We start from the raw sequence: 19566 nt of genomic DNA on the forward strand, positions 1-19566 counted from the left end.
GTTTAGAGAAATCGGCAGGTTTGGATGGGCAGAGCTTTCGTTGAGGTTTCATTTCTACTCGGTTTGTGAATAATGGAGGATTGAATAGGAAGGGAGCATTAGAGATGCAGGTGTATATGGACATTGTGCTTCGGGCCTTTGTTGCTATGATCATGCTTTTGCTGATCGCCAAAATATTGGGAAAACAAACGTTATCTAACTTGACCTTCCACGATTTCGTGACGGGTATTATATTGGGCTCAATAGCCGCGAACTTGGCGTTTAATAAACAGTTGCATTCTTCCTACATGATCCTGGCGCTTATAGTCGTTACCGTTACATCTTTTTTACTATCTGTCATCGCTTTAAAAAGTCGTAAAATGAGAAGCTGGATTTCAGGTTCACCCACTGTACTTATTGAGGATGGGAAAATTCTTGAGCAAAATATGAAAAAGGTAAGGTATTCGTTGGACTCTTTGGATCAGGCATTGAGAGAAAAGGAAATCTTTAATCTAGAGGTAGTAGAATACGCTGTGCTGGAAGATAACGGAATGGTGTCTGTATTAAAGAAACAAGAGTACCAATATGTTACCCGAAAAGATCTAAAGCTGTTGTCCGTTCCTCAGAGCTTTCCCGTTGAATTGATTATGGATGGAATAGTGCTTGCAGATAATCTTAAGGATAATAGCCTGACCCACGAGTGGCTGGAGAACGAGTTAAGACGTAAGGGAAAACAAATTTCTGATGTGTTTTACGGGGTAAGAGGAACGCAGCAGCAGCTCATTTTTGACTATTATGAAGACGGGATAAAGAAACCTATTGATAAAGAATAGCTTTTGTTCATATTGGAGATTGACGGATACCTAAGCAGCATCTTATAATGTTTGTATAATTATTAATTAGTTAATAAAAATATAAACGTTGAGAGGCGGTATTTAACCATGGCAGAACGTGCGATCCTTAATACTGACATTCGCAAAGGAACGATTAACAGAAATATTTACGGACATTTTTCTGAGCATCTTGGCCGTTGTATTTATGAAGGGATTTGGGTTGGAGAAGATTCAACTATTCCTAACACCAACGGTATTCGTAATGATGTCGTGAAAGCGCTTAAGGAAATTAAAATTCCTGTACTTCGCTGGCCAGGCGGATGTTTCGCGGATGAATATCACTGGAAAGATGGTATCGGAGCCCGTGAAGGTCGTAAACGTATGATCAACACTCACTGGGGCGGAACCGTTGAGAACAACCATTTTGGTACGCATGAATTCATGGAATTATGTGAGATGCTGGAATGTGAGCCTTACATTAACGGTAATGTGGGCAGTGGTACCGTTCAAGAGATGTCCGAATGGGTGGAGTATTTAACCTTTGGAGGCGTATCTCCAATGTCCGAGCTTCGCCAGCAGAATGGCCATCAAGAGCCTTGGGCTGTGACTTATTTTGGCGTGGGGAATGAGAACTGGGGCTGCGGCGGGAATATGCGTCCAGAATATTATGCAGATCTTTATCGCCAATATCAGACGTATGTACGTAATTACGGGGACAATCGTATTCACCGGATTGCTTGTGGTCCTAACGTGGATGATTATCACTGGATGGAGGTTCTGATGCGTGAGGCAACACGCTTTATGGACTCGATTACCCTGCATTATTATACAATCCCTGGTCCAGCATGGGAGAATAAAGGTGCAGCTACAGGCTTTGAAACGAGTGAATGGTTTAGTACATTAGAGAAAGCCCTTCGCATGGATGAGCTGATCACCAGACATGGCGTTATTATGGATAAATATGATCCGGATAAAAGAGTAGGCCTTATCGTAGATGAGTGGGGAACTTGGTATGATGTAGAGCCGGGAACGAATCCAGGATTCCTGTATCAACAAAATTCAATTCGGGATGCTCTTGTGGCAGGCGTGACCTTGAATATTTTCCATAAACATAGTGACCGGGTACGTATGGCAAATATTGCGCAGACGATTAACGTACTTCAGGCAGTTATATTGACCGAAGGGGAAAAGATGGTGCTGACTCCTACGTATCATGTGTTCAATATGTTTAAAGTCCATCAGGATGCGGAGCTGCTGGATTTGGCACTGGAAAGTGGCACTTACAGCTTTGAAGGCCGTGAGATTCCTGAAGTATCTGCTTCGGCTTCCGTAACTGCTTCTGGAATCATTCATGTCAGCCTTTGCAACTTGAACCATGCAGCTTCTGCTACTGTACCACTCGAGCTTCGTGGTCTTTCCGGGAAGAAGGTTGAAGTGACAGGCACAACACTTACCGGTGACAAAATTGATGCTCACAATACCTTCAGCCAACCGGAGGCAGTAGTGCCGCAAGCCTTCACTGCCTTTACTCTGGAGGGCGATCTTCTTAATGTTGAACTGCCTCCAATGTCAGTAACTGTGCTGGAGATTACGCCGAAGGCTTAAGGTGGTGTTACCATGTCAACAACATCAACATGCAAGGGATGCAGAGAGGATTATAAAGTTACGCCAACGCAGATTAATCGTATCTTGTCTTCTTCCATGTTTAAGCCAGAGTTTTGTGTTCCAGATGAAGTTTACGCTGAACGGGTTGCCCTTTGTGGGACTTGCCCTAAGCTGCACGAAGGGGTAACTTGCGTCGCTTGCGGTTGCATCATCCCCGTAGTAGCCAAGCTTAAGGAACGTAGTTGTCCATTACCCGGGGGTGGCTTGTGGGGCCCCTTTATCGAAAAGAATTAAGCTAAAATAAGAGCCGCATTCGACTCTCCAATGGGAGGTGAATGCGGCTTTATTCTTGGTTATCCGTATAGAACAATTCAACGATTAGATCTTCATTGTAATTTCCAAAACCTTTGCCAAAAAGAGTAATCCCGCCAATATGCTCGGCATCTTCATCTACGGAAAGCTTAAAAGACCACTGTTTGTCACGGATATTCACTTGATCAAGGGTAACTTCTGAGAGCTTCAAACCATCCATAAATGTACCTTTTGCTGTAATGCGCAGCTGCTTGAGCAAGCCGTATTGGTTCGTGAGTGCTGGCCACCAGGCCGGTGTATATTTACCACGGCTATCCCCGTAGTCACCAGGACTTGTCCAGAATCCAAGCTTCACTCCGTTCAGAGTGAATGTGATATCCGAAGGCCAATTATTATTAATGGAAGGTGCTTCGGAAGCAATTTCCATGGTTATAATCAATTCCTCAGGATGCTGGCTGGAGAGTAGGAAATTAGGGATTTTATATTCAATAAATCCTTTGCCGAACCAAAGAATCCCCGCATTCATACGCTCAAGATCCCAGAAATATCGGGGATCATCAAAACTGCCGATCACTTTCTCAGTAGTTGCAAGACCACAGGTTGGCTCGATCAGGAAGTCGGAATAATGTCCAACCGGAATTTCCTTACGATAACTTTTGCGCTCATTGATTTGTCTGCCTGGAAAGGTGATTTCTGCTCCTTCAGCAGCTAGAGTACAGATCTTTTGCAGACCACTTCGACCAGGTGCCATATGCGTCTGGATCAGGCCGGCAGCTTCCAGCTTACGCACATGCATAGTCATAATTGCGCTGCTCAAATTTACTGCTGCGGCCAATTCCTTAACATTCATAGGATTTTCGGCAAGCAAACGCAACATGTGTAGGCGTACTGAGCTGGCTAAAGCTTCATAGACGGGAAGGGATTCTTCCGACAGGTCAAGTTTCATAAATGGCCTCCAATTAAAATTTATGGGCTAATCGCCGATGATTAAGAAATTTATTAATAACAATATAAAAATCGACGTTTATCTCGGACGTATAGTTAATGATTATATTAGTTAAATACTTTTTTTACAATATGGGACTTTAAAAAAAGAACGGAGCCTGTGGCTCCGCTCTCTCTTTTCAAATCAAGTCTTGCTTAATCTACGTTCGAGCTATACTCTGCCTGTACTTCATCTGACTTGAGCGCTCTGCTGTAAATCTTCAGTTCATCAATCATACCCTGAAATGGTGCATCCCAATAGTTGACGCCTAGAGCGAAAACACCATTCTTATTCTTAAAGACATTCGGGAAGCCCTCACCAGAGAACTGCTCTACTCCGTTGAGGTAAACTTTTACGGTTCCATTGCTGACCGTAAACGCAACATGTGTCCATGTATTTACTGGAATCTTCATGGCAGAAATAGCATCATACCAAGCTTCTCCGGACCATAACAACGTTTTACCGCCACCGTTCTGAGGAACGAAGCTAATCCAGCTATTTTTAGTGGCAGCGCCGAAGAAAGTAGTTGTTGCATCTGTAAGTTGTTCAGGGTTTAGCCACATAGATACGGTGTAGGTATTGCTGTCAATTAATCCATCAGGCAAACGGATACCGGAGGTACCGTTGAATATTGCAGCTTGACCGAGGACACCGTTACCGTATGTGATATTGCCTACTGTTGGGCTATCTACTTTTGCTCCTGTAACTTCGCCTTTTCCGTTCAATTGGAAGGAGTCATCCAGGTCGCCATCAAAAGCATAATGAGCTACTTTTCCATCAGTTACATTTACTGTGTAGCTGGCTGAAACTTCGCTTCCATCAGTCGCTGTTGCAGTAATTACAGCTTGGCCACCGACAGTTAGTGCTGTTACTATTCCGCTCGCTGCGTCAACAGCCACTACGCTGGAATCGCTAGAGCTCCAAGTTAGCGCCTTATTTCCGGCATTGGTCGGAAGCACACTTACTTGAGGGGTGAAAGTATTTCCTACAGCTACTGATTTAACAGCTTCACTGAATGAAATATTACTTACTTTGATGTTCGTATCAGGCTCACCGTTTACAAGCCAGCCAACAGCTTCCGCAGACAATGCTCTATCATACACGCGGAATTTATCAACCAAACCTTTGTAGGGTGCATCCCAATAGTTCACACCAAGAGCAAATACGCCGTCTTCTGTATCAAAAATATCTGTGAATCCTTTTCCGGAGGATTTCAATACACCATTTACATACATATTGACTGTTCCAGCATTGTAAGTGAAGGCTACATGCGTCCACTGGTTAACTGGAATTTGTAAGCCTGTATCAGCATCCAGCCAAGTCTCGCTACCGAACCAGAGTCTAGTGGTTGCTCCACCGTTTCCATAAGGCAGGAGACTGAACCAGTTCGTTTCGGTTTTAGCACCGAAGAATACAGGAGTAAAAGCTTTTAATTCGGATGGATTCAGCCACATCCCTACCGAGTATGCGCTACTTTGAATTAATCCGTCAGGTAGACGAACACCGGATTTGCCATCAAACTTGGCTGCCTGACCGTCTTTACCAGCCTCAAAAGTGATGTCTCCATCCTCAGTGTTGTTGATCAGATTTCCGGTGACTATGCCGTCAGCTGTACGATCACCATTTTCTGCAAGGTCGCCATCAAAGTCAAAGGCAGCTACTAAGCCGTCTTCCAGTTGCGTGCTCTTTTTTTCCATAACAACGGCGGTGAAGGTTTTAGTTACTGCGACTTCGCCTAGCTTAATTGTAGCAGTCAGTTCAACTGTAGCGTTTCCAAGTCCAAGTTCAGGACGAGTAACCTTACCATTGTTACCAATTACGGCCTCATTGGAAGAGGACCATGAAATTTCTGCTCCGCGCAAGCCTTCCGTAGGGAGGGTGATGTCATCGTATATTTTTCTTGTGTCACCAATACTCAAGCCTGCAGCAATATTGTTCAAAATCTGCTCAACGCTCATCGATTCCATCTGGCTGCCCCAGATAGTGATTCCTTGATCTGACATTGCGGTGAACGTCATAACATGCTGTTGGCGTGAGGAATCCCATTGCTTCACAAATACACCTTTGTAGAGATGTTGTACGGTGTTTCCATTTTCCGTTTCGTTAATAAGCAAATGAGCGAAGTACTCATCCTTCAATTCCCAAGTTCCGGTTAACGATCCAGCGATCGTTCCGTCACTTTTCAGCTCGATATCTACTGTAGGCTTGATGATGCCTGAAACATCTTTGCCGTGGTTAACGAACTGATAAGAGCCGACAACATTATCCCGTGCTACAGCCCCAATAGTTTCACCCGTGTAACGATGTACGGCAGTTACTGGCCAGCCATCTTCGTTAGTGAACATTTGATGCACACGAAGTTCATGTGTTTCACCACGGAGTGGGAAACGAGTGTGGAAGAAGTTAAATATTTTACCCGTTTCATCATCATATTGTACCGAGTTATGTCCTGAGGACACATAACCATACGTTTGGAAATTCGGGTCTGCATTTTGATTTGTAAACATGAAGTTTCCTAATAGCTTATTACCATATGGTGTGTTGTCACCATCGGTAGTTAGAACAGCATTCTGTCCTGCTGCATCCGTATAAGGGCCGTCCGGATTTGTTGAACGGAACTGCCGCATGCTGTAACCGCCTTTGGAGTCAAGTCCACCGTAAGTTACATACAAGAAGTAGTAACCAGTATCCTTGTCGTAAACGATATACGGACCTTCACCCGATTTGGTCATTCCGCCAGAAATATGGGTTCCGAAATAGCGGTCGATAAGACGTCCATCAGCGGTCTTTCCATCTTTGCCTGGATATTTAGGTTCTCCGGTAGCTGGATCAATCTCCAGAATGAATATACCACCTGACCATGAACCATAAGTCATCCAAAGCTTGTTGTCTTTGTCGTAGAAAATAGTTGGGTCAATTGCATTTGTATAGGTTTTGTTTTGGTACAAACCACCTGCATTAAACCAATCTGGATTGACACCTTCCAGCGTTCCATTGCCGATAAGGTCCTTGATATTTGTATTGTCCCATTTCTTATTTACTTTACTGTCACTGTCATAAGCCTCTTCCTTGGTGAAACCGGAATAAATTACGGTATTTCCATAAGTATAAGGCCCTTCGATATTTTGCGAAGTGGCGTAGCCAATCGCCGAACGGATATAAGTAGAAGAAGCGCTGTAATACATCATATAAGCGCCAGTTGTTCCATCAGCGTTCTTATAATCGTTATTCCAGAATACGTCCGGTGCCCAGATGGAGAATCCGCCTTTACTGTCCGAATCGTTCTCGCCAGCCCATTTAAAGGATTCTGCCAGATTCTTGGACAGATCACCAAAAATCACGTTGCCCGGTGTTGTATAACCATTAGTGAACTGTGTCCAGTTCATCAGATCATCTGATTTGGCCGCATCGATATGGGAGCCAAATACATAATAAGTTCCATTATCCACAACCACCGATGGATCATGCACCGAGACATTGGTGAGTGCTGGTGCAGTTGCTCCCGGACTAGGTGTAGCCGTCGGATTTGGTGTAGCCGTCGGATTTGGTGTAGCTGTTGGATTTGGTGTAGCTGTTGGATTTGGTGTAGCCGTTGGATCTGGTGTAGCAGTTGGAGCCGGAGTAGCTGTAACTTCCGGAGCTGATGTAGCAACAGAACCGCTGTTAGATCCACCAGTACCAGTGGTTGCCGTAGCCGTTGGAGTTGGTGTTTCAAAATGGATTAGCTGACTGTACTTGCTATCAAAGATAACCTTACCCGTGCCTTGGATGGTTAGGATATCGTTGAAACCAAGGATTAGATTCTTGATTTCCGTACCTGCCTCTACACGCAGCTTGGCTTTTTGCTTCAGTGTAACTTCAGCAATACTGCCTGCTGTCAGATGGAGTGTAGGCTCTCCCAACGCTTGAAGCTCAACGGAATCAAAGCTTCCTCTCAGCTTGAGGATGGAATCCTTAGGCAGCGTATTCTCAACAATAACCCGGCTGAAACCTGCCCCCGTTAATGCATCTTCCTCTAGTATTGCACCGGAATGTACGCGTACGTTTGGTACAGCACTTGTGCCTCTAGTAACGACGCGCAGCTTGCCGTTATGCTTATCTACTACCATTTCAGCAGCATTGGAGTCGCTTAGTACGACACTATTCTCACCGCCACCGGCAACGAATACTTTTCCCTTAACAGTGACATTATTCAGTGTGATATCGCCCTCAGCAATACCTTCGGTAAGGTAGAGATTCCCTGAGATTGTGGAGTTTTTCAACTCTACGCCTGGGCTGCTGATAACCATATTCCGAGTGTTAATCCCCGAATAGCTTCCGCTCTTAGGTGTGATTTCTCCGCCCAGCTTCTCAATCATGCGCAGTGCTTCCGCTCTTGTTACAGCCTGAGTTCCTTTAAAGCTGCCGTCAGTGTAGCCTTGCAGATAACCTTCACCAAGTAAAGACAATACTGCTTCTTGGCTCCATTCTGGCAAATCAGCAGCATCTTTTGGTGCAGAAGTGCCAACAGATGAGTTGAGTTGGAACAGTCTGTATAACATTACTGCAGCTTCTTGACGACTTACTTGCTGTGCGGGTCGGAAGGTGCCATCGCTGTATCCTGTCACATATCCTGCAGCGGTTGCTTTTTGGATATCGCTGTAGTAAGCACCTGTCGTGGAAACATCCGTGAAGCCAATTTCGGCTTTTTCCTGCAAATTAAAGACCCGATTAACCAGAGTAACCCACTCTGCACGGTTGATTTCTTGATTTGGCTTATATATTCCGTTTCCGTAACCCAGAATCAAGCCCTTATCTACCCAAGATTGAAAATCCTTCTGTGCCCAGTGGCCGGAATAATCGGCGATTTGTTGCTGAGTGGATAATGCGACTGATTTGGAATCGCTTGCAGAAGCTGCAGAAATTAATGGAGCAGGCACTAATAGAGTGAGTGCAAGCAGGGAAGCGGTTAGTTTACCAGTAGTTTTTCTCAAATGTATGATCCTCCGATTCTAGTGATGTAGAGCTTGTACACGCGTATTTTTCCAATTCCTCCCTTCTTTACTGAAAAAAATGTAAAACGCTTACATAAATAGCTACTAAAAAAACGCTTTCGTATATGAAAATGGTTTTAATTTATGTATTACTAAACCATAACAAGGAAAACGTTTTATAATGCTCTCATTTTAAGCATGATATCAGCAAATAGTCAAATAGAAATTTATAAATCTATGAATCTTTTTATATTTTTATAAATTATAAATTCAAAATAGAGGAAAATGATTTAACTACTGGTGATTAATGCTGAAGTGGATAAGAGTGAAATTTGGTGAATGGATGGCTAGGCGGGATATATCAGCAAGGATAAAGAGAGGGGGTAGGGCATAACGGGTGGGGGGGAGCTAAGGAAGAATAGCTAATTAGTTGTTCACCCCCGCAAAAAGAACCAGTTTTGCTTAGAACATAAAAGAAAAATTTACAGATAGTACAATTTGAAAATGATATCTTGATCATGGTTTCCGAATTTTTTCCCGAAAATCGTTGCTCCTCCTACGTGCTTTGCATCTTCCTTCACTTCGATCCGAAAGGTCCAACGGTCACAAGTCGTATCTAAATCCTCAATCGAAACCTGAGACAGCGGGTCACCGTCAATGTAAGTTCCATTGTGGTTTGTAATTCTAATCGTTTTTAGCAATCCGTATTGATTGATATTGTGTGGCCACCATTCCGGTGTGAATTTACCTCTAGCATCAGCGAAATCCCCGGGGCTCGTCCAAGTCCCTAATTCCAAGCCATTCAAAGAAAAGGTGATGTCTGAAGGCCATACGTCATTAGCAAAGGGGAATTCGGAAGAAAGCTCCAAGCTAATTTCAAATTGCTGTAGGGTTTCCTCTTTTTTTAGGAAATTAGCGATATTATATTGCACATAACCTTGAGTGAACCAGAGAATCTCTGCGTCCACTCTTTTAGAATCCATGAAATACTTAGGTTCGTCTACTCTGCCGATAAACTCCTTATCCGTAGCAAGTCCGCAAGTAGGTTTCAGATCATAATCGGTATAATGACCAATCGGCACTGATGTCTCGTAGGAGGCAAAGGAGTGAAAGATTTTCTTCGGGAAGTTAATCTCAATATGATCCACCCTAAGGATTGAGATTTTTTGCATTCCTGATTTACCAGGCACCTTTTCCGTTTTTATGAGCCCTGCATCTTCTAGTTTTTTAATGTGTTTGGTAACGATAGGACTGCTTATTTTAAGTTCTTCTGCCAAATCTTTGATGTTCATCTTATTTTTGGAGAGCAACTGAATAATTTTGATGCGTACTTCACTCGCTAAAGCTTCGTAAACAACAAGAGAGGATTTGTCGATTTCCAACTGCATTTTACCCACTTCTTTCAAAGTTATTTCATATACTGTAAAGTTTATTAATCTATATATAAAGTAACATGAAAGGTAACCGAAGTAAATATAATATCGCTTTCATCTCCGAGAGATGAATCAAAAGGTTAATTAAACGAAAAAAAATTCTGTTAAGTTTATTTAAATGTTATTGACTACGCTTTCACAATGAATGTATACTAATCTCAAGTTAATCGTTTTCAAAGAAAGTGAACATGAATGGTTATCTTAACATTACAGCTGCAGGGGGAGAGAGTAATGAAAAAGAAATTTGGAGTTTTATTAGCAACGGTTCTAACATTATCGACAGTTTTGGCAGGATGCGGTGGTAAAGATGATAGTAAGACGATTACGTTCTGGACACCGCTGACCGGTGATGACGGTGCTTATATGGATCAAATTGTTAAAAACTACAATGCAACGAATCCCGAAATTAAAGTAAAACATGTTATTACGGCTGATATGTACACAAAGATTTCTACAGTTTTGGCATCTAGCAAAGGTGTTCCTGATTTAGCAATTATCCATGCTGACCGTGTTCCTGGATTTGTTAAACAAGGTGTACTGGAATCCATGCAAGATACCGTATTGCCAGCACAACCTGAACTGAAAGCTGAAAATTACTTACCACAAGCTTGGAACACTGGTAATATCGATGGAACTCAATACACAGTTCCTCTTGATATTCATAGTAACGTAATGTATTACAATAAAGATTTGCTGAAAAAGTATAATGCTGAATCTTTCTTGGATGATAACGTTGTTACTATTGATGAAATGCTTTCCTTACAAGGTAAATTGGATGAAGGCGATTACGTAGTTAATGATGCTTTGCTGGGCTGGGTTATCTTGGCTCAAATTCAAGATTTGGGCGGCGATATCCAAGTTGATGGAAAACCGGCTGTTAACACCCCTGTCTTTAAACAAGCGTTTGAAAATGTTAAGAAAATCGCCGATGCTGGCCTTATGACTCCATTTGGTGAAGACGGTTACTTGATGTTCCAATCTCAAAATGTACTTTTCTCGACAGACGGAACTTGGAGTTCTACAGCACATGCTGGGGTTGAAGGTTTGAACTTTGGCGTGACCAATGTTTATTCTCCTACTCCTGACAAATTCACCAACAGATCTTCTTCTCACTTGTTCGCTATGTTGAAAAATGATAAGAGAACAGACGAAAAAGAAGTAGGTATTGCTAACTTCTTGGAATATGTTCGTACGAATTCGATGGAATGGGCAAAAGCTGGACAAAACGTAGCAAGTAACGTAGTTAACCAAAGCCCTGAGTACAAAGACTTTATGCAATCCTTCTTTACATCTGATGAAAAAGAAATCGAATCCCTTTACATTTACACATATGAATACTACCCATACATTGCGGAAGCTGTAGATACTTACTGTGCGGATATCGTGCGTGGCAACGTTGATATTGATGAGACTTTGGCAACGATGCAAAAATTTGTTGAAGATAAAATTGCGGAAAGCAGCAGTGCAGCAAAATAAAGCAAAATAGAATAGATTGTACGAAGTAATGTGCCATGTTATGGTGCATTACTTTGTGCAAAAGGAGAAATGAATTCCTATGAAAAAGAAAATCAATTGGGCACCTGCTTTCTTTGTAGGTCCGCATGTCATTTTGTTTGCTGTCTTCATTTTATTGCCAACGATTTATGGGATTTATGCTTCATTTACAAAATGGAATTTAATGAGTGATCCGGTATGGGTAGGCTTTGATAACTATAAAGCTATTCTTTTTGACGGCGGATCAACCTTTCATACTCAATTTTTCAGAGGCCTAAAAAACACATTGATTTTCGTTGCTTTGTCTGTTCCGTTGCTGATTATTATTCCATTAATGGTTGCGGTGGCGTTGGAGCATAAAAAAGTTAAAATGAAGAGCTTAATTCAATCTATTCTTTATATTCCTGGCTTGATTTCAATTTCTGCGGCAGCACTGATTTGGCTGTTGATCTTTAATAAGCAACTAGGGATCACTGGTAATCTGTTTGGATCACAAATTGCTTGGCCTGCAAATCAACCCTATGCGTGGATTATTATCATTGTAATTACTTTATGGGGTGGTATTGGGGGCAACATGATTATCTATCGTGCTTCCTTAAGTGGCGTGGCTCAAGAGTTATATGAATCAGCGGAGCTCGATGGTGCGGGTTCAATTAAAAGATTCACCAGTATTACCTTGCCATCTATTCGTTTTCCATTAATTTATACCTTTGTTATGACAACTGCGGGTGCCTTTAATGTATTCGGCCAACCGTTAATGATGACCGATGGTGGACCTCGACAAAGTACACACGTTCTAATGATGTATATTCGTCAATTAGCTTTCGGTAACGGTGAATCCATCGCCGGGATGGCATCAGCTATGGCAGTTTTACTGGGATTAGTTATTTTGGTGATCTCAGCACTGCAATATTATGTAATGAACCGAAATGCTTCATAGGGTTCGCAGAAACTAATTGACTAACAAGGAAATGGAAAAGGTAGGTGTACTAAAATGTCAAACCAGGCAGTAAATCCAGTTGTAAATACAACAGGCAAAATAAAAGGCTCCTCCAGTGTAAGTATTTCAAAATATATATCCTATATATTTCTAGGTATCCTATGTGTGATTTGGATCATTCCTGTTATATTCGGGATTTCCACCTCATTTAGATCACAAACGGAAGTAGTATCCTCGGGCTTTAGACTATTTCCTAAAGAGTGGGTCTTTGAGAACTACGTTACGATCCTAAACAATACTTCTACAGCTCCAATTCTACGTTGGTTAGGTAACTCATTGTTTATTGCTACATCTCACACCATTCTGGTTGTTATTGTTATTTCGATTACAGGTTTTGGTTACACCCGTATTAAGTTTAAAGGAAGAGACACATTGTTCTTTACTTTGCTGGGGATCTCCTTCTTCCCGGGTGTTGTTAACTTGATTCCTTCGTATAAAATCATTGACTCCTTTGGTTGGGTGAACACTTCCTGGGCTATGATTATCCCTGGTCTTGCGGGTATGGGTAATATCTTCTTGGTCAGACAGTTTATGAACGGTATCCCAAAAGAATTAGATGAATCGGCTAAAGTTGATGGTGCAAGTGACTTTAGAATTTTCGCGCAAATTATATTGCCGTTAGTTAAACCAATACTAATTGTTTGCGGATTGTTCTCCTTTACTGGATCTTGGAATGACTTCCTCTGGCCGGTTATCGTGTACACAGACGTAGACAAAATGCCAATTACCGCTGGTTTGCTCTTATTGCAAGACATCTACGGAAACTATCGTATGATCGGACAATTAATGGGCTCGGCAATCATGGCGATTATTCCAACATTGCTGCTATTCGTTTTTGCACAAAAATACTTCGTTCAATCCATCAACCTGAATTCGGGTATCAAAGGTTAGATCGAATGAACTTAAACTTAAATACACCTTGACTTCTTATAGGAAGGGTGTGTTTTGGTGACCTGCAAATATAAAAAAAGAGATAAATATAGGAGTTGTCATTGTGAGAGAATTTAATGTAAAAAATCCACTAGTTGAGCAACGAGCAGATCCTTGGATCTATAAACATACTGATGGTTACTACTATTTCATAGCTTCAGTTCCAGAGTTCGATAGAATTGAGCTTCGCCGTTCTGAATCCATTCAAGGATTGGCTGAGGCTGAAGGAAAGACCATTTGGGTTAAGCATGAAACGGGTTTGATGAGTGCTAATATTTGGGCGCCAGAGATTCATTATATTGATGGAAAATGGTACGTATATTATGCAGCTGCACATACCTCTGATACGAAAGACGGTTTATTTGATCATCGCATGTTTGCGTTAGAAAACCCATCCGCAAATCCTTTAGAAGGTGAATGGGTGGAAAAGGGTCAAATAAAAACAAAATGGGAATCTTTTGCCTTGGATGCAACAACTTTTGAGCATAAAGGAGTTAGATATTACGTTTGGGCACAAAAAGATCCTGCTATCCCTGGCAATTCAAATATTTATATTTCCGAAATGGAGAACCCTTGGACACTAAAAGGTGAGCAGGTGTGCATCACTACTCCTGAATACGATTGGGAAAAAATCGGATTTTTGGTGAACGAAGGCGCGGCAATCCTTAAGCGTAATGGACATATTTTCATGACATTCTCAGCTAGTGCAACAGATCACAACTATTGTATGGGATTATTGACTGCTGATGAGAATAGTGATTTAATGGATCCAAAATCTTGGGTCAAGACACCTGAACCTGTGTTTACGACTTCTGAGGAAAACGGCCAATATGGTCCGGGACATAATAGCTTCACTGTCTCTGAGGATGGCACACAGGATATCCTTGTTTTCCATGCTAGAAGCTATAAGGAAATTGTCGGAGATCCGCTTTACGATCCGAATCGTCACGCACGTGTGCAAGTAATCCAGTGGAATGAAGATGGAACGCCAAACTTTGGTGTACCTAGACCGGATACGAAATAAAAAGGGATTTGTCGCATAAAACAACAGAGCAATGATTCTCCCAGAGGTGGAGAAACACTGCTCTGTTGTTTTTTATAAGAGTCATAGTTGTAACCCTCCTGAGGCTTAAGGACTCAGCTGACGCTATTTGCAATTTTTTAGTCATTTGAGCAAGGTTGCGGACCCCATTGCAGCTATTCCTTTAGAAAAGGTTCATTTTTGCTGATCTTCAAGCCAATAACGACTTTAGGGTCCGTTAGGTACGCAAATTTGTGATAAAGTTGCATTTAAGGTCAACTGTGTCCGATAGTTGCTTCGGGAACGCGTAAAAGCGAGTTGATCAAATGAGGTACTCTTATAATGGAAGATCCCGTCTTCTGAACAGCTCTACTCCCAAGGAAAAGGTGAGCACTCCGATCAACAGCAGCCAACTGGAGACCTGAATAATCTCCACGTTGCCCTGAACGATTTCCCCGGGTTGATAAAAGGAGAATAAGGTTAGGAAACGCAGCCCTTCCAGTTTGTCGCTTATTTTACCGAGTAGATCCAGAGTGAAAAATCCGAAGGCGATGGCGCCGGAAATTCCGAGGGCTTTTTTCTCGTCATTACATACAGAGGACACGAGAAAGGTAAGGCCGCCTACCGCAAAAAATAATAAAAAGGCCACGGTATTCAGCTGAGCGAAGCGACCGCTGTTAAAGTCATATTCACTGCCAAGAAACCATGCTTTACCTAATAATCCGGCGAGGGTGGTTACACCCATAATTAAGAGCAAAGCTGTAGTGAGTACAAGTGCCTGCGTGGTGGCGACTTTTCTCCGTGTAGTTGGGGCTATGAGCAGATAAGCCATGGAGCCGCGATCCACGAGTCGAGCCATTAGCTGCGTTGACATTTGCACACAAACTATGGAAAGAATCAGAACTAGTATAAGTCCATAATATTCTCCGGAGATAAAAGCTTCAGCACTGGTAAATCCGCTATTTAACCCAAAGGCTTTACCCACACCCTCTGGCATTGCCTTAATAAGGTCATCAATTGCTTGTGTACTCCCCGCAATCCCTGGATAAAGCCAGATCATAAACAGAATATAGAAGGCAGAACCAAAGGCGTAATTCAATATTCCTTTCAGGTTCACTCGCATCATTTCCTTATAGAGCGGAAGATTCATTGCACTGCCCCCTCGCGGTCATAATAGTCCATGAAGATGTCCTCTAGATTCTGCGTGAATACGTCGATGCTGCGGATATTGTATTTTCCAGTTTCCCGGATGAATCGATCATAATTGCCTTGCACAGCTATGCGGACCCTATTTCCCTCATGAGCTTCCACTTGTAGGCCGGAGGCGGCAAAATCCACTGCATCTTCACTATTCGCAAAAATGACCTCAAACAGCTTCCGTTGCATCGATTGTAGTTCATGAATATTTTTTACGGTGATAATCCGTCCGTCTTTAATAATTGCGGCGCGGTCACAGGTGCGTTCAATTTCCTGAAAGCTGTGTGAGGACATGAGAAAGGTAGTTCCGGCTGATTTTTCCTCCAGTACCAGATCAATAAATACCTTTTGCATGAGCGGGTCGAGACCCGAGGTAGGTTCATCCAGAATAATAACTTCAGGACTATGCATAAAAGCAGCGACGATTCCGACCTTTTGCTTCATTCCCTTTGACATTTTTCGGATCGGAGTTGTGGCATCAAATTGCAAGCGTTCAATCAGCTGCTCGCGTTTGGTAGTATTTTTGATTCCCTGCATGGCTGACATGAATTTAAGGAAAGAAAGACCCGTCATCCCATCAAAAAAGTTAATTTCACCGGGTAAGTAGCCAATATGCTTCTGGACTGTCCCTTGTGCCTTCCATACATCAAGCCCATGGATACTCGCATGCCCTTGATCTGGTTTCATAAAACCCATGATATGCCGTATAGTTGTCGATTTACCTGCACCGTTAGGACCCAGAAATCCAAAAACCTCGCCTTTGTTTACGGTAAATGTTACATCTTCGATTCCTTTGCCATTCGAAAATCGTTTAGTTAAGCCTTCTACAACCAGCATGCCGCCACCCCCGCCGCAAAATAATGAACTAATATGAATTGAATATTTCATATGTTATATTATTCCTAGTGGTTAATGAAGTCAATATAATTATGAAATAATTGAAATGGAATATTTCATTAAATTTAAATACGCATACTTAATAACGAAGTTAGGGTGGAAGCTATGAATGGATTTGAGAAGAGAGCAGCACAGATTAAATTCAAAATTATGAAAACTACTATGGAGATGCTCAAGAGCTGGGAACCCAAACGTCTACGGATCGCAGATATTGCGAAAGAAGCAGGAGTCTCTCAGGTGACGATTTATAATTATTTTGGCAGTAAGGAAGCGCTGCTTAGTGAGTCTTTTAAGGACTTTGTTCAGAAGGAAATTCAGGAGTTTGAAGATTACATTTATCAAGAGCATTCTCTAAAGGAGATTATTGGTTACATTCTAACCATGGAAAGGCAAACTTACAGCGGTTTATCTCCCGCGACTGTGAAGGAGCTTATGGTTGAGGATCAAGAAATGTTCCGTTATATTGAGGAACGATATGCGAATGACATTTTGCCGGTGCTGGTGAAGATGGTTGAGGATGGGAAAGCACGGGGAGAAATCTCAAATAAAGTATCCACCAAAGGGATACTTTCACTAATGGGGATGTATATGCGTAATGCGGGTGAACTTCTAGACGAAGCTAGCAAACAGGAAGATATGGATGCCTTCATCGAGGAAGCCATCCATATTTTCTTCTATGGCATTTGCGGGAAAGAGTAAGGGGAGCTTGAGCTGCGTGAACATCACCCTTAATTGATCAGGTCAACAGCGGATTCCCATTCATGCCGACCCAAAGAGCGGATTGTTCAAGCTGGGCAGCAAGCTGAAGCAGCAAATCTTCACGGCCTTTGTTCGCCATGACTTGAACGCCTAGCGGCAGGCCAGTTGCTGACTTATGGACGGGCACACTCATTGCTGGCTGGCCTGTCAGATTTGCGAGCTGGGTGAACGGTGTATAGGTTAGGCTTGGCTCAAACATCTCGTAAATTAAGCGGCTCTGTTCTTCTTTTGGCAATTCGTTTACGTGCAGCAGCTTTGCTATCTCTGCAGGTTTATGCGTTAATTCACCAATTTTGGGAGCGGAGTTTGCATTCGTAGGTGTTATATATAAGTCGTAATGATTAAACAGTTCCGCCATTTGGGCGGCTGCAACGTCCCATTCATCCAGACTATGTACGAATTCGGCCGCTGAAACATTTTTTCCGGTCTCACCAAGAACCCACGTAATGATATCGACATCGTCAGCAGTTATGGAACGTCCCATATTTCTCTCCAGGGAGACGAACATGGCTGCTACCTCTCCGGCATTCATCGTATAGTAGTTCTCCATCAGTCTTGTGCCATTCACAGGACTTTCTGTTTCTTCAACCGCATGTCCTTCAGCTTCGAGCCATTTCACGGTTTTGTGAACAGCATTTACGGCCTCTTCAGAGACAGGCGTACCTACTGGGGAAGCAGTCGTAAATCCAATTCGTAGTTTACGTTGCGTAGGCTTAAACAGATCATCCAGATATACGCCCGGATATAACGGAGTCTGGAAGGCGGCTTCTGGCTGCACAACCTGCAGCAGATCTAACATAGCAGCGCTATCGCGAACGGACCGGGTTAAGGCAAAATCAATAGAAGCCCCTTGCCATTGACGGCCGACTCCGGGTCCTACTGGTGTGCGCCCGCGCGTGGGTTTAAGTCCGAATAAGCCTGTGAATGAGGCGGGAATACGGATGGACCCACCACCATCACTGGCTCCTGCTACTGGAACGATACCAGAAGCAACAGCTGCCGCGGCTCCGCCACTCGAACCTCCAGGAGAATATTCGAGATTCCAAGGATTACGAGCAGGTCCATGGAGGACATTCTCTGTAATGTTTTTTAAGCCGAACTCTGGTGTGTTCGTATGGCCAAGTGGAATGAAGCCGGCTTTCCTAATCCGTGCAACATAATTTGAATCCCACAGCGCGACATTGTTCTTCATCAGCATAGCCCCACAAGTGATGGGCTCGCCAGCGATAGATTGGGAAATATCCTTTAATAGAAACGGAACGCCAGCAAACGGCCGAGTGTTATCCTGAACAGGCATCTCGTCGGCTTCTCTAAGAGCAGCTTCCCGGCGGGTGCGCACCACCGCATTTATGACCGGATTGACCTCATCTAACCGAGCAAAGGCGGCTTCGACCAGCTCACGAGGTGAAATTTCACGTGCTTTGACAAGTGAAGCAAGTCCTAGAGCGTCATAGGTAGAGTAAGAAAAGGTCAAATTAATACCCACTTTCAATTTAGGATGATTATTATATTATACATCCCATTAGTTATTTTTTGAAAATGGGTAATCTGACATCTATCAATTCTTTTTTACGTCATATTAGGCTATACTTAGTGTTAAATGATTTTATGGGGTGTACTGATGAACGAAGAGAAATATCAGAATGTGGATGGATTAATGGAGGCTTTCCAACAATTCGCTAGAATGAACTGGCGTAAAACTACGATTTGGGGCTTGAAGCCAAGTGAGGTCCGGATGTTGGTTTCTTTAAAGCTTGGTAAAGAACGGGAAGGGAAGAAGGGACAGACGGTTTCGGAGATTAGCAAGTTTCTGAAAGTCACCTCTCCTACGGTTACCCAAATGCTCAATAGTCTGATTGCACAAGGATATGTGGTGCGTACTTCCGATGCACAGGATCGCCGAGTTAGTGAGATCACGCTTACGGAAAAAGGGGAGCATCTGGCTGAGATGGCCGTAACGAAATCCCGGAATACCTTTAAAGGTATGATTGATTACATGGGCAAAGAACAGACGGATACGTTAATGGAGCTGTTAAACGGAGTTTACGTTTACTTCGAAGAATTGAATGATCAATCAAACGAATCCTAGCCCTTCTTATCAAAAAGAGATGCCGCACAGCCTAAGCTGTTTACGGACATCTCTAATGT

At 42.8% G+C, this 19566-nt stretch carries 15 protein-coding genes; 9 read left to right on the plus strand and 6 right to left on the minus strand.

Features of this window, described 5'->3' with window-relative positions; all coding sequences use genetic code 11:
• Positions 1 to 104: 104 nt before the first annotated feature.
• The 3 genes from NYE72_RS07675 to NYE72_RS07685 all read left to right on the plus strand — a co-directional run bounded on the left by NYE72_RS07675 (position 105) and on the right by NYE72_RS07685 (position 2711).
• Positions 105 to 812 (plus strand): DUF421 domain-containing protein, encoded by a 708-nt coding sequence (locus tag NYE72_RS07675; protein ID WP_076100545.1) that lies wholly within the window; start codon positions 105 to 107, stop codon positions 810 to 812.
• A 108-nt stretch (positions 813 to 920) separates the two neighbouring features.
• On the plus strand, positions 921 to 2417 hold the full coding sequence (locus tag NYE72_RS07680; protein ID WP_076100543.1) for an alpha-N-arabinofuranosidase: 1497 nt from the start codon (positions 921 to 923) through the stop codon (positions 2415 to 2417).
• A 12-nt stretch (positions 2418 to 2429) separates the two neighbouring features.
• Positions 2430 to 2711: a DUF6171 family protein gene (locus tag NYE72_RS07685; protein WP_076100542.1), complete on the plus strand. Its 282-nt coding sequence runs from the start codon at positions 2430 to 2432 to the stop codon at positions 2709 to 2711.
• Positions 2712 to 2760: 49 nt separating this feature from the next.
• Here the strand turns inward: NYE72_RS07685 and NYE72_RS07690 are convergent, their stop codons facing one another.
• The 3 genes from NYE72_RS07690 to NYE72_RS07700 form a co-directional block, all read right to left on the minus strand.
• Positions 2761 to 3675 (minus strand): ArsR family transcriptional regulator, encoded by a 915-nt coding sequence (locus tag NYE72_RS07690; protein ID WP_076100540.1) that lies wholly within the window; start codon positions 3673 to 3675, stop codon positions 2761 to 2763.
• A 194-nt stretch (positions 3676 to 3869) separates the two neighbouring features.
• Entirely contained in the window at positions 3870 to 8687 is a 4818-nt protein-coding gene (locus NYE72_RS07695; protein ID WP_076100538.1) for a LamG-like jellyroll fold domain-containing protein, read from the minus strand.
• A gap of 482 nt (positions 8688 to 9169) precedes the next feature.
• On the minus strand, positions 9170 to 10075 hold the full coding sequence (locus tag NYE72_RS07700; protein WP_036675644.1) for an ArsR family transcriptional regulator: 906 nt from the start codon (positions 10073 to 10075) through the stop codon (positions 9170 to 9172).
• A 276-nt stretch (positions 10076 to 10351) separates the two neighbouring features.
• On the opposite strand from NYE72_RS07700, the gene NYE72_RS07705 reads away from it, so the two are divergent.
• The 4 genes from NYE72_RS07705 (at position 10352) to NYE72_RS07720 (ending at position 14568) form a co-directional block, all read left to right on the plus strand.
• A complete protein-coding gene (locus NYE72_RS07705) occupies positions 10352 to 11596 on the plus strand; it encodes an extracellular solute-binding protein (RefSeq protein ID WP_076101554.1) in 1245 nt (414 codons plus the stop codon).
• A 79-nt stretch (positions 11597 to 11675) separates the two neighbouring features.
• Positions 11676 to 12554, plus strand: coding sequence for a sugar ABC transporter permease (locus tag NYE72_RS07710; protein ID WP_036675641.1), 879 nt, complete (start codon positions 11676 to 11678; stop codon positions 12552 to 12554).
• Between the two features lie 54 nt (positions 12555 to 12608).
• Positions 12609 to 13505, plus strand: a complete 897-nt coding sequence (locus tag NYE72_RS07715) for a carbohydrate ABC transporter permease (protein WP_036675639.1) — start codon at positions 12609 to 12611, stop codon at positions 13503 to 13505.
• A 103-nt stretch (positions 13506 to 13608) separates the two neighbouring features.
• Positions 13609 to 14568 (plus strand): family 43 glycosylhydrolase, encoded by a 960-nt coding sequence (locus NYE72_RS07720; protein ID WP_036675637.1) that lies wholly within the window; start codon positions 13609 to 13611, stop codon positions 14566 to 14568.
• Positions 14569 to 14902: 334 nt separating this feature from the next.
• Here the strand turns inward: NYE72_RS07720 and NYE72_RS07725 are convergent, their stop codons facing one another.
• Together NYE72_RS07725 and NYE72_RS07730 are read right to left on the minus strand one after the other, a co-directional pair.
• On the minus strand, positions 14903 to 15715 hold the full coding sequence (locus NYE72_RS07725; RefSeq protein ID WP_036675636.1) for an ABC transporter permease subunit: 813 nt from the start codon (positions 15713 to 15715) through the stop codon (positions 14903 to 14905).
• A complete protein-coding gene (locus tag NYE72_RS07730) occupies positions 15712 to 16599 on the minus strand; it encodes an ABC transporter ATP-binding protein (RefSeq protein WP_036675634.1) in 888 nt (295 codons plus the stop codon). The genes NYE72_RS07725 and NYE72_RS07730 overlap by 4 nt, the downstream gene beginning before the upstream one ends.
• A 165-nt stretch (positions 16600 to 16764) precedes the next feature.
• Between NYE72_RS07730 and NYE72_RS07735 the strand changes: the two genes are divergently transcribed.
• Positions 16765 to 17358 carry a TetR/AcrR family transcriptional regulator gene (locus NYE72_RS07735; RefSeq protein WP_036675633.1) on the plus strand — a complete coding sequence of 198 codons (594 nt, stop codon included), beginning with the start codon at positions 16765 to 16767 and terminating at the stop codon, positions 17356 to 17358.
• 37 nt (positions 17359 to 17395) lie between these two features.
• Here NYE72_RS07735 and NYE72_RS07740 read toward each other — a convergent pair whose 3' ends face one another.
• Positions 17396 to 18898 (minus strand): amidase, encoded by a 1503-nt coding sequence (locus tag NYE72_RS07740; protein WP_038574260.1) that lies wholly within the window; start codon positions 18896 to 18898, stop codon positions 17396 to 17398.
• Between the two features lie 141 nt (positions 18899 to 19039).
• Here NYE72_RS07740 and NYE72_RS07745 point away from each other — a divergent pair, with 141 nt between their 5' ends.
• Positions 19040 to 19507, plus strand: coding sequence for a MarR family transcriptional regulator (locus NYE72_RS07745; RefSeq protein ID WP_036675630.1), 468 nt, complete (start codon positions 19040 to 19042; stop codon positions 19505 to 19507).
• Positions 19508 to 19566 lie beyond the last annotated feature (59 nt).

This window comes from Paenibacillus sp. FSL L8-0333 (assembly GCF_037965665.1).
In the GTDB taxonomy this organism is placed as follows: Bacteria; Bacillota; Bacilli; order Paenibacillales; family Paenibacillaceae; genus Paenibacillus_AQ; species Paenibacillus_AQ odorifer.

Excerpts from the sequence above, each read along its gene's own strand:
- NYE72_RS07675 (WP_076100545.1), top strand. The coding sequence starts at position 105 with ATGCAGGTGTATATGGACATTGTGCTTCGGGCCTTTGTTGCTATGATC.
- NYE72_RS07680 (WP_076100543.1), top strand. The coding sequence starts at position 921 with ATGGCAGAACGTGCGATCCTTAATACTGACATTCGCAAAGGAACGATT.
- NYE72_RS07685 (WP_076100542.1), top strand. The coding sequence starts at position 2,430 with ATGTCAACAACATCAACATGCAAGGGATGCAGAGAGGATTATAAAGTT.
- NYE72_RS07690 (WP_076100540.1), bottom strand. The coding sequence starts at position 3,675 with ATGAAACTTGACCTGTCGGAAGAATCCCTTCCCGTCTATGAAGCTTTA.
- NYE72_RS07700 (WP_036675644.1), bottom strand. The coding sequence starts at position 10,075 with ATGCAGTTGGAAATCGACAAATCCTCTCTTGTTGTTTACGAAGCTTTA.
- NYE72_RS07705 (WP_076101554.1), top strand. The coding sequence starts at position 10,352 with ATGAAAAAGAAATTTGGAGTTTTATTAGCAACGGTTCTAACATTATCG.
- NYE72_RS07710 (WP_036675641.1), top strand. The coding sequence starts at position 11,676 with ATGAAAAAGAAAATCAATTGGGCACCTGCTTTCTTTGTAGGTCCGCAT.
- NYE72_RS07715 (WP_036675639.1), top strand. The coding sequence starts at position 12,609 with ATGTCAAACCAGGCAGTAAATCCAGTTGTAAATACAACAGGCAAAATA.
- NYE72_RS07725 (WP_036675636.1), bottom strand. The coding sequence starts at position 15,715 with ATGAATCTTCCGCTCTATAAGGAAATGATGCGAGTGAACCTGAAAGGA.
- NYE72_RS07730 (WP_036675634.1), bottom strand. The coding sequence starts at position 16,599 with ATGCTGGTTGTAGAAGGCTTAACTAAACGATTTTCGAATGGCAAAGGA.
- NYE72_RS07735 (WP_036675633.1), top strand. The coding sequence starts at position 16,765 with ATGAATGGATTTGAGAAGAGAGCAGCACAGATTAAATTCAAAATTATG.
- NYE72_RS07745 (WP_036675630.1), top strand. The coding sequence starts at position 19,040 with ATGAACGAAGAGAAATATCAGAATGTGGATGGATTAATGGAGGCTTTC.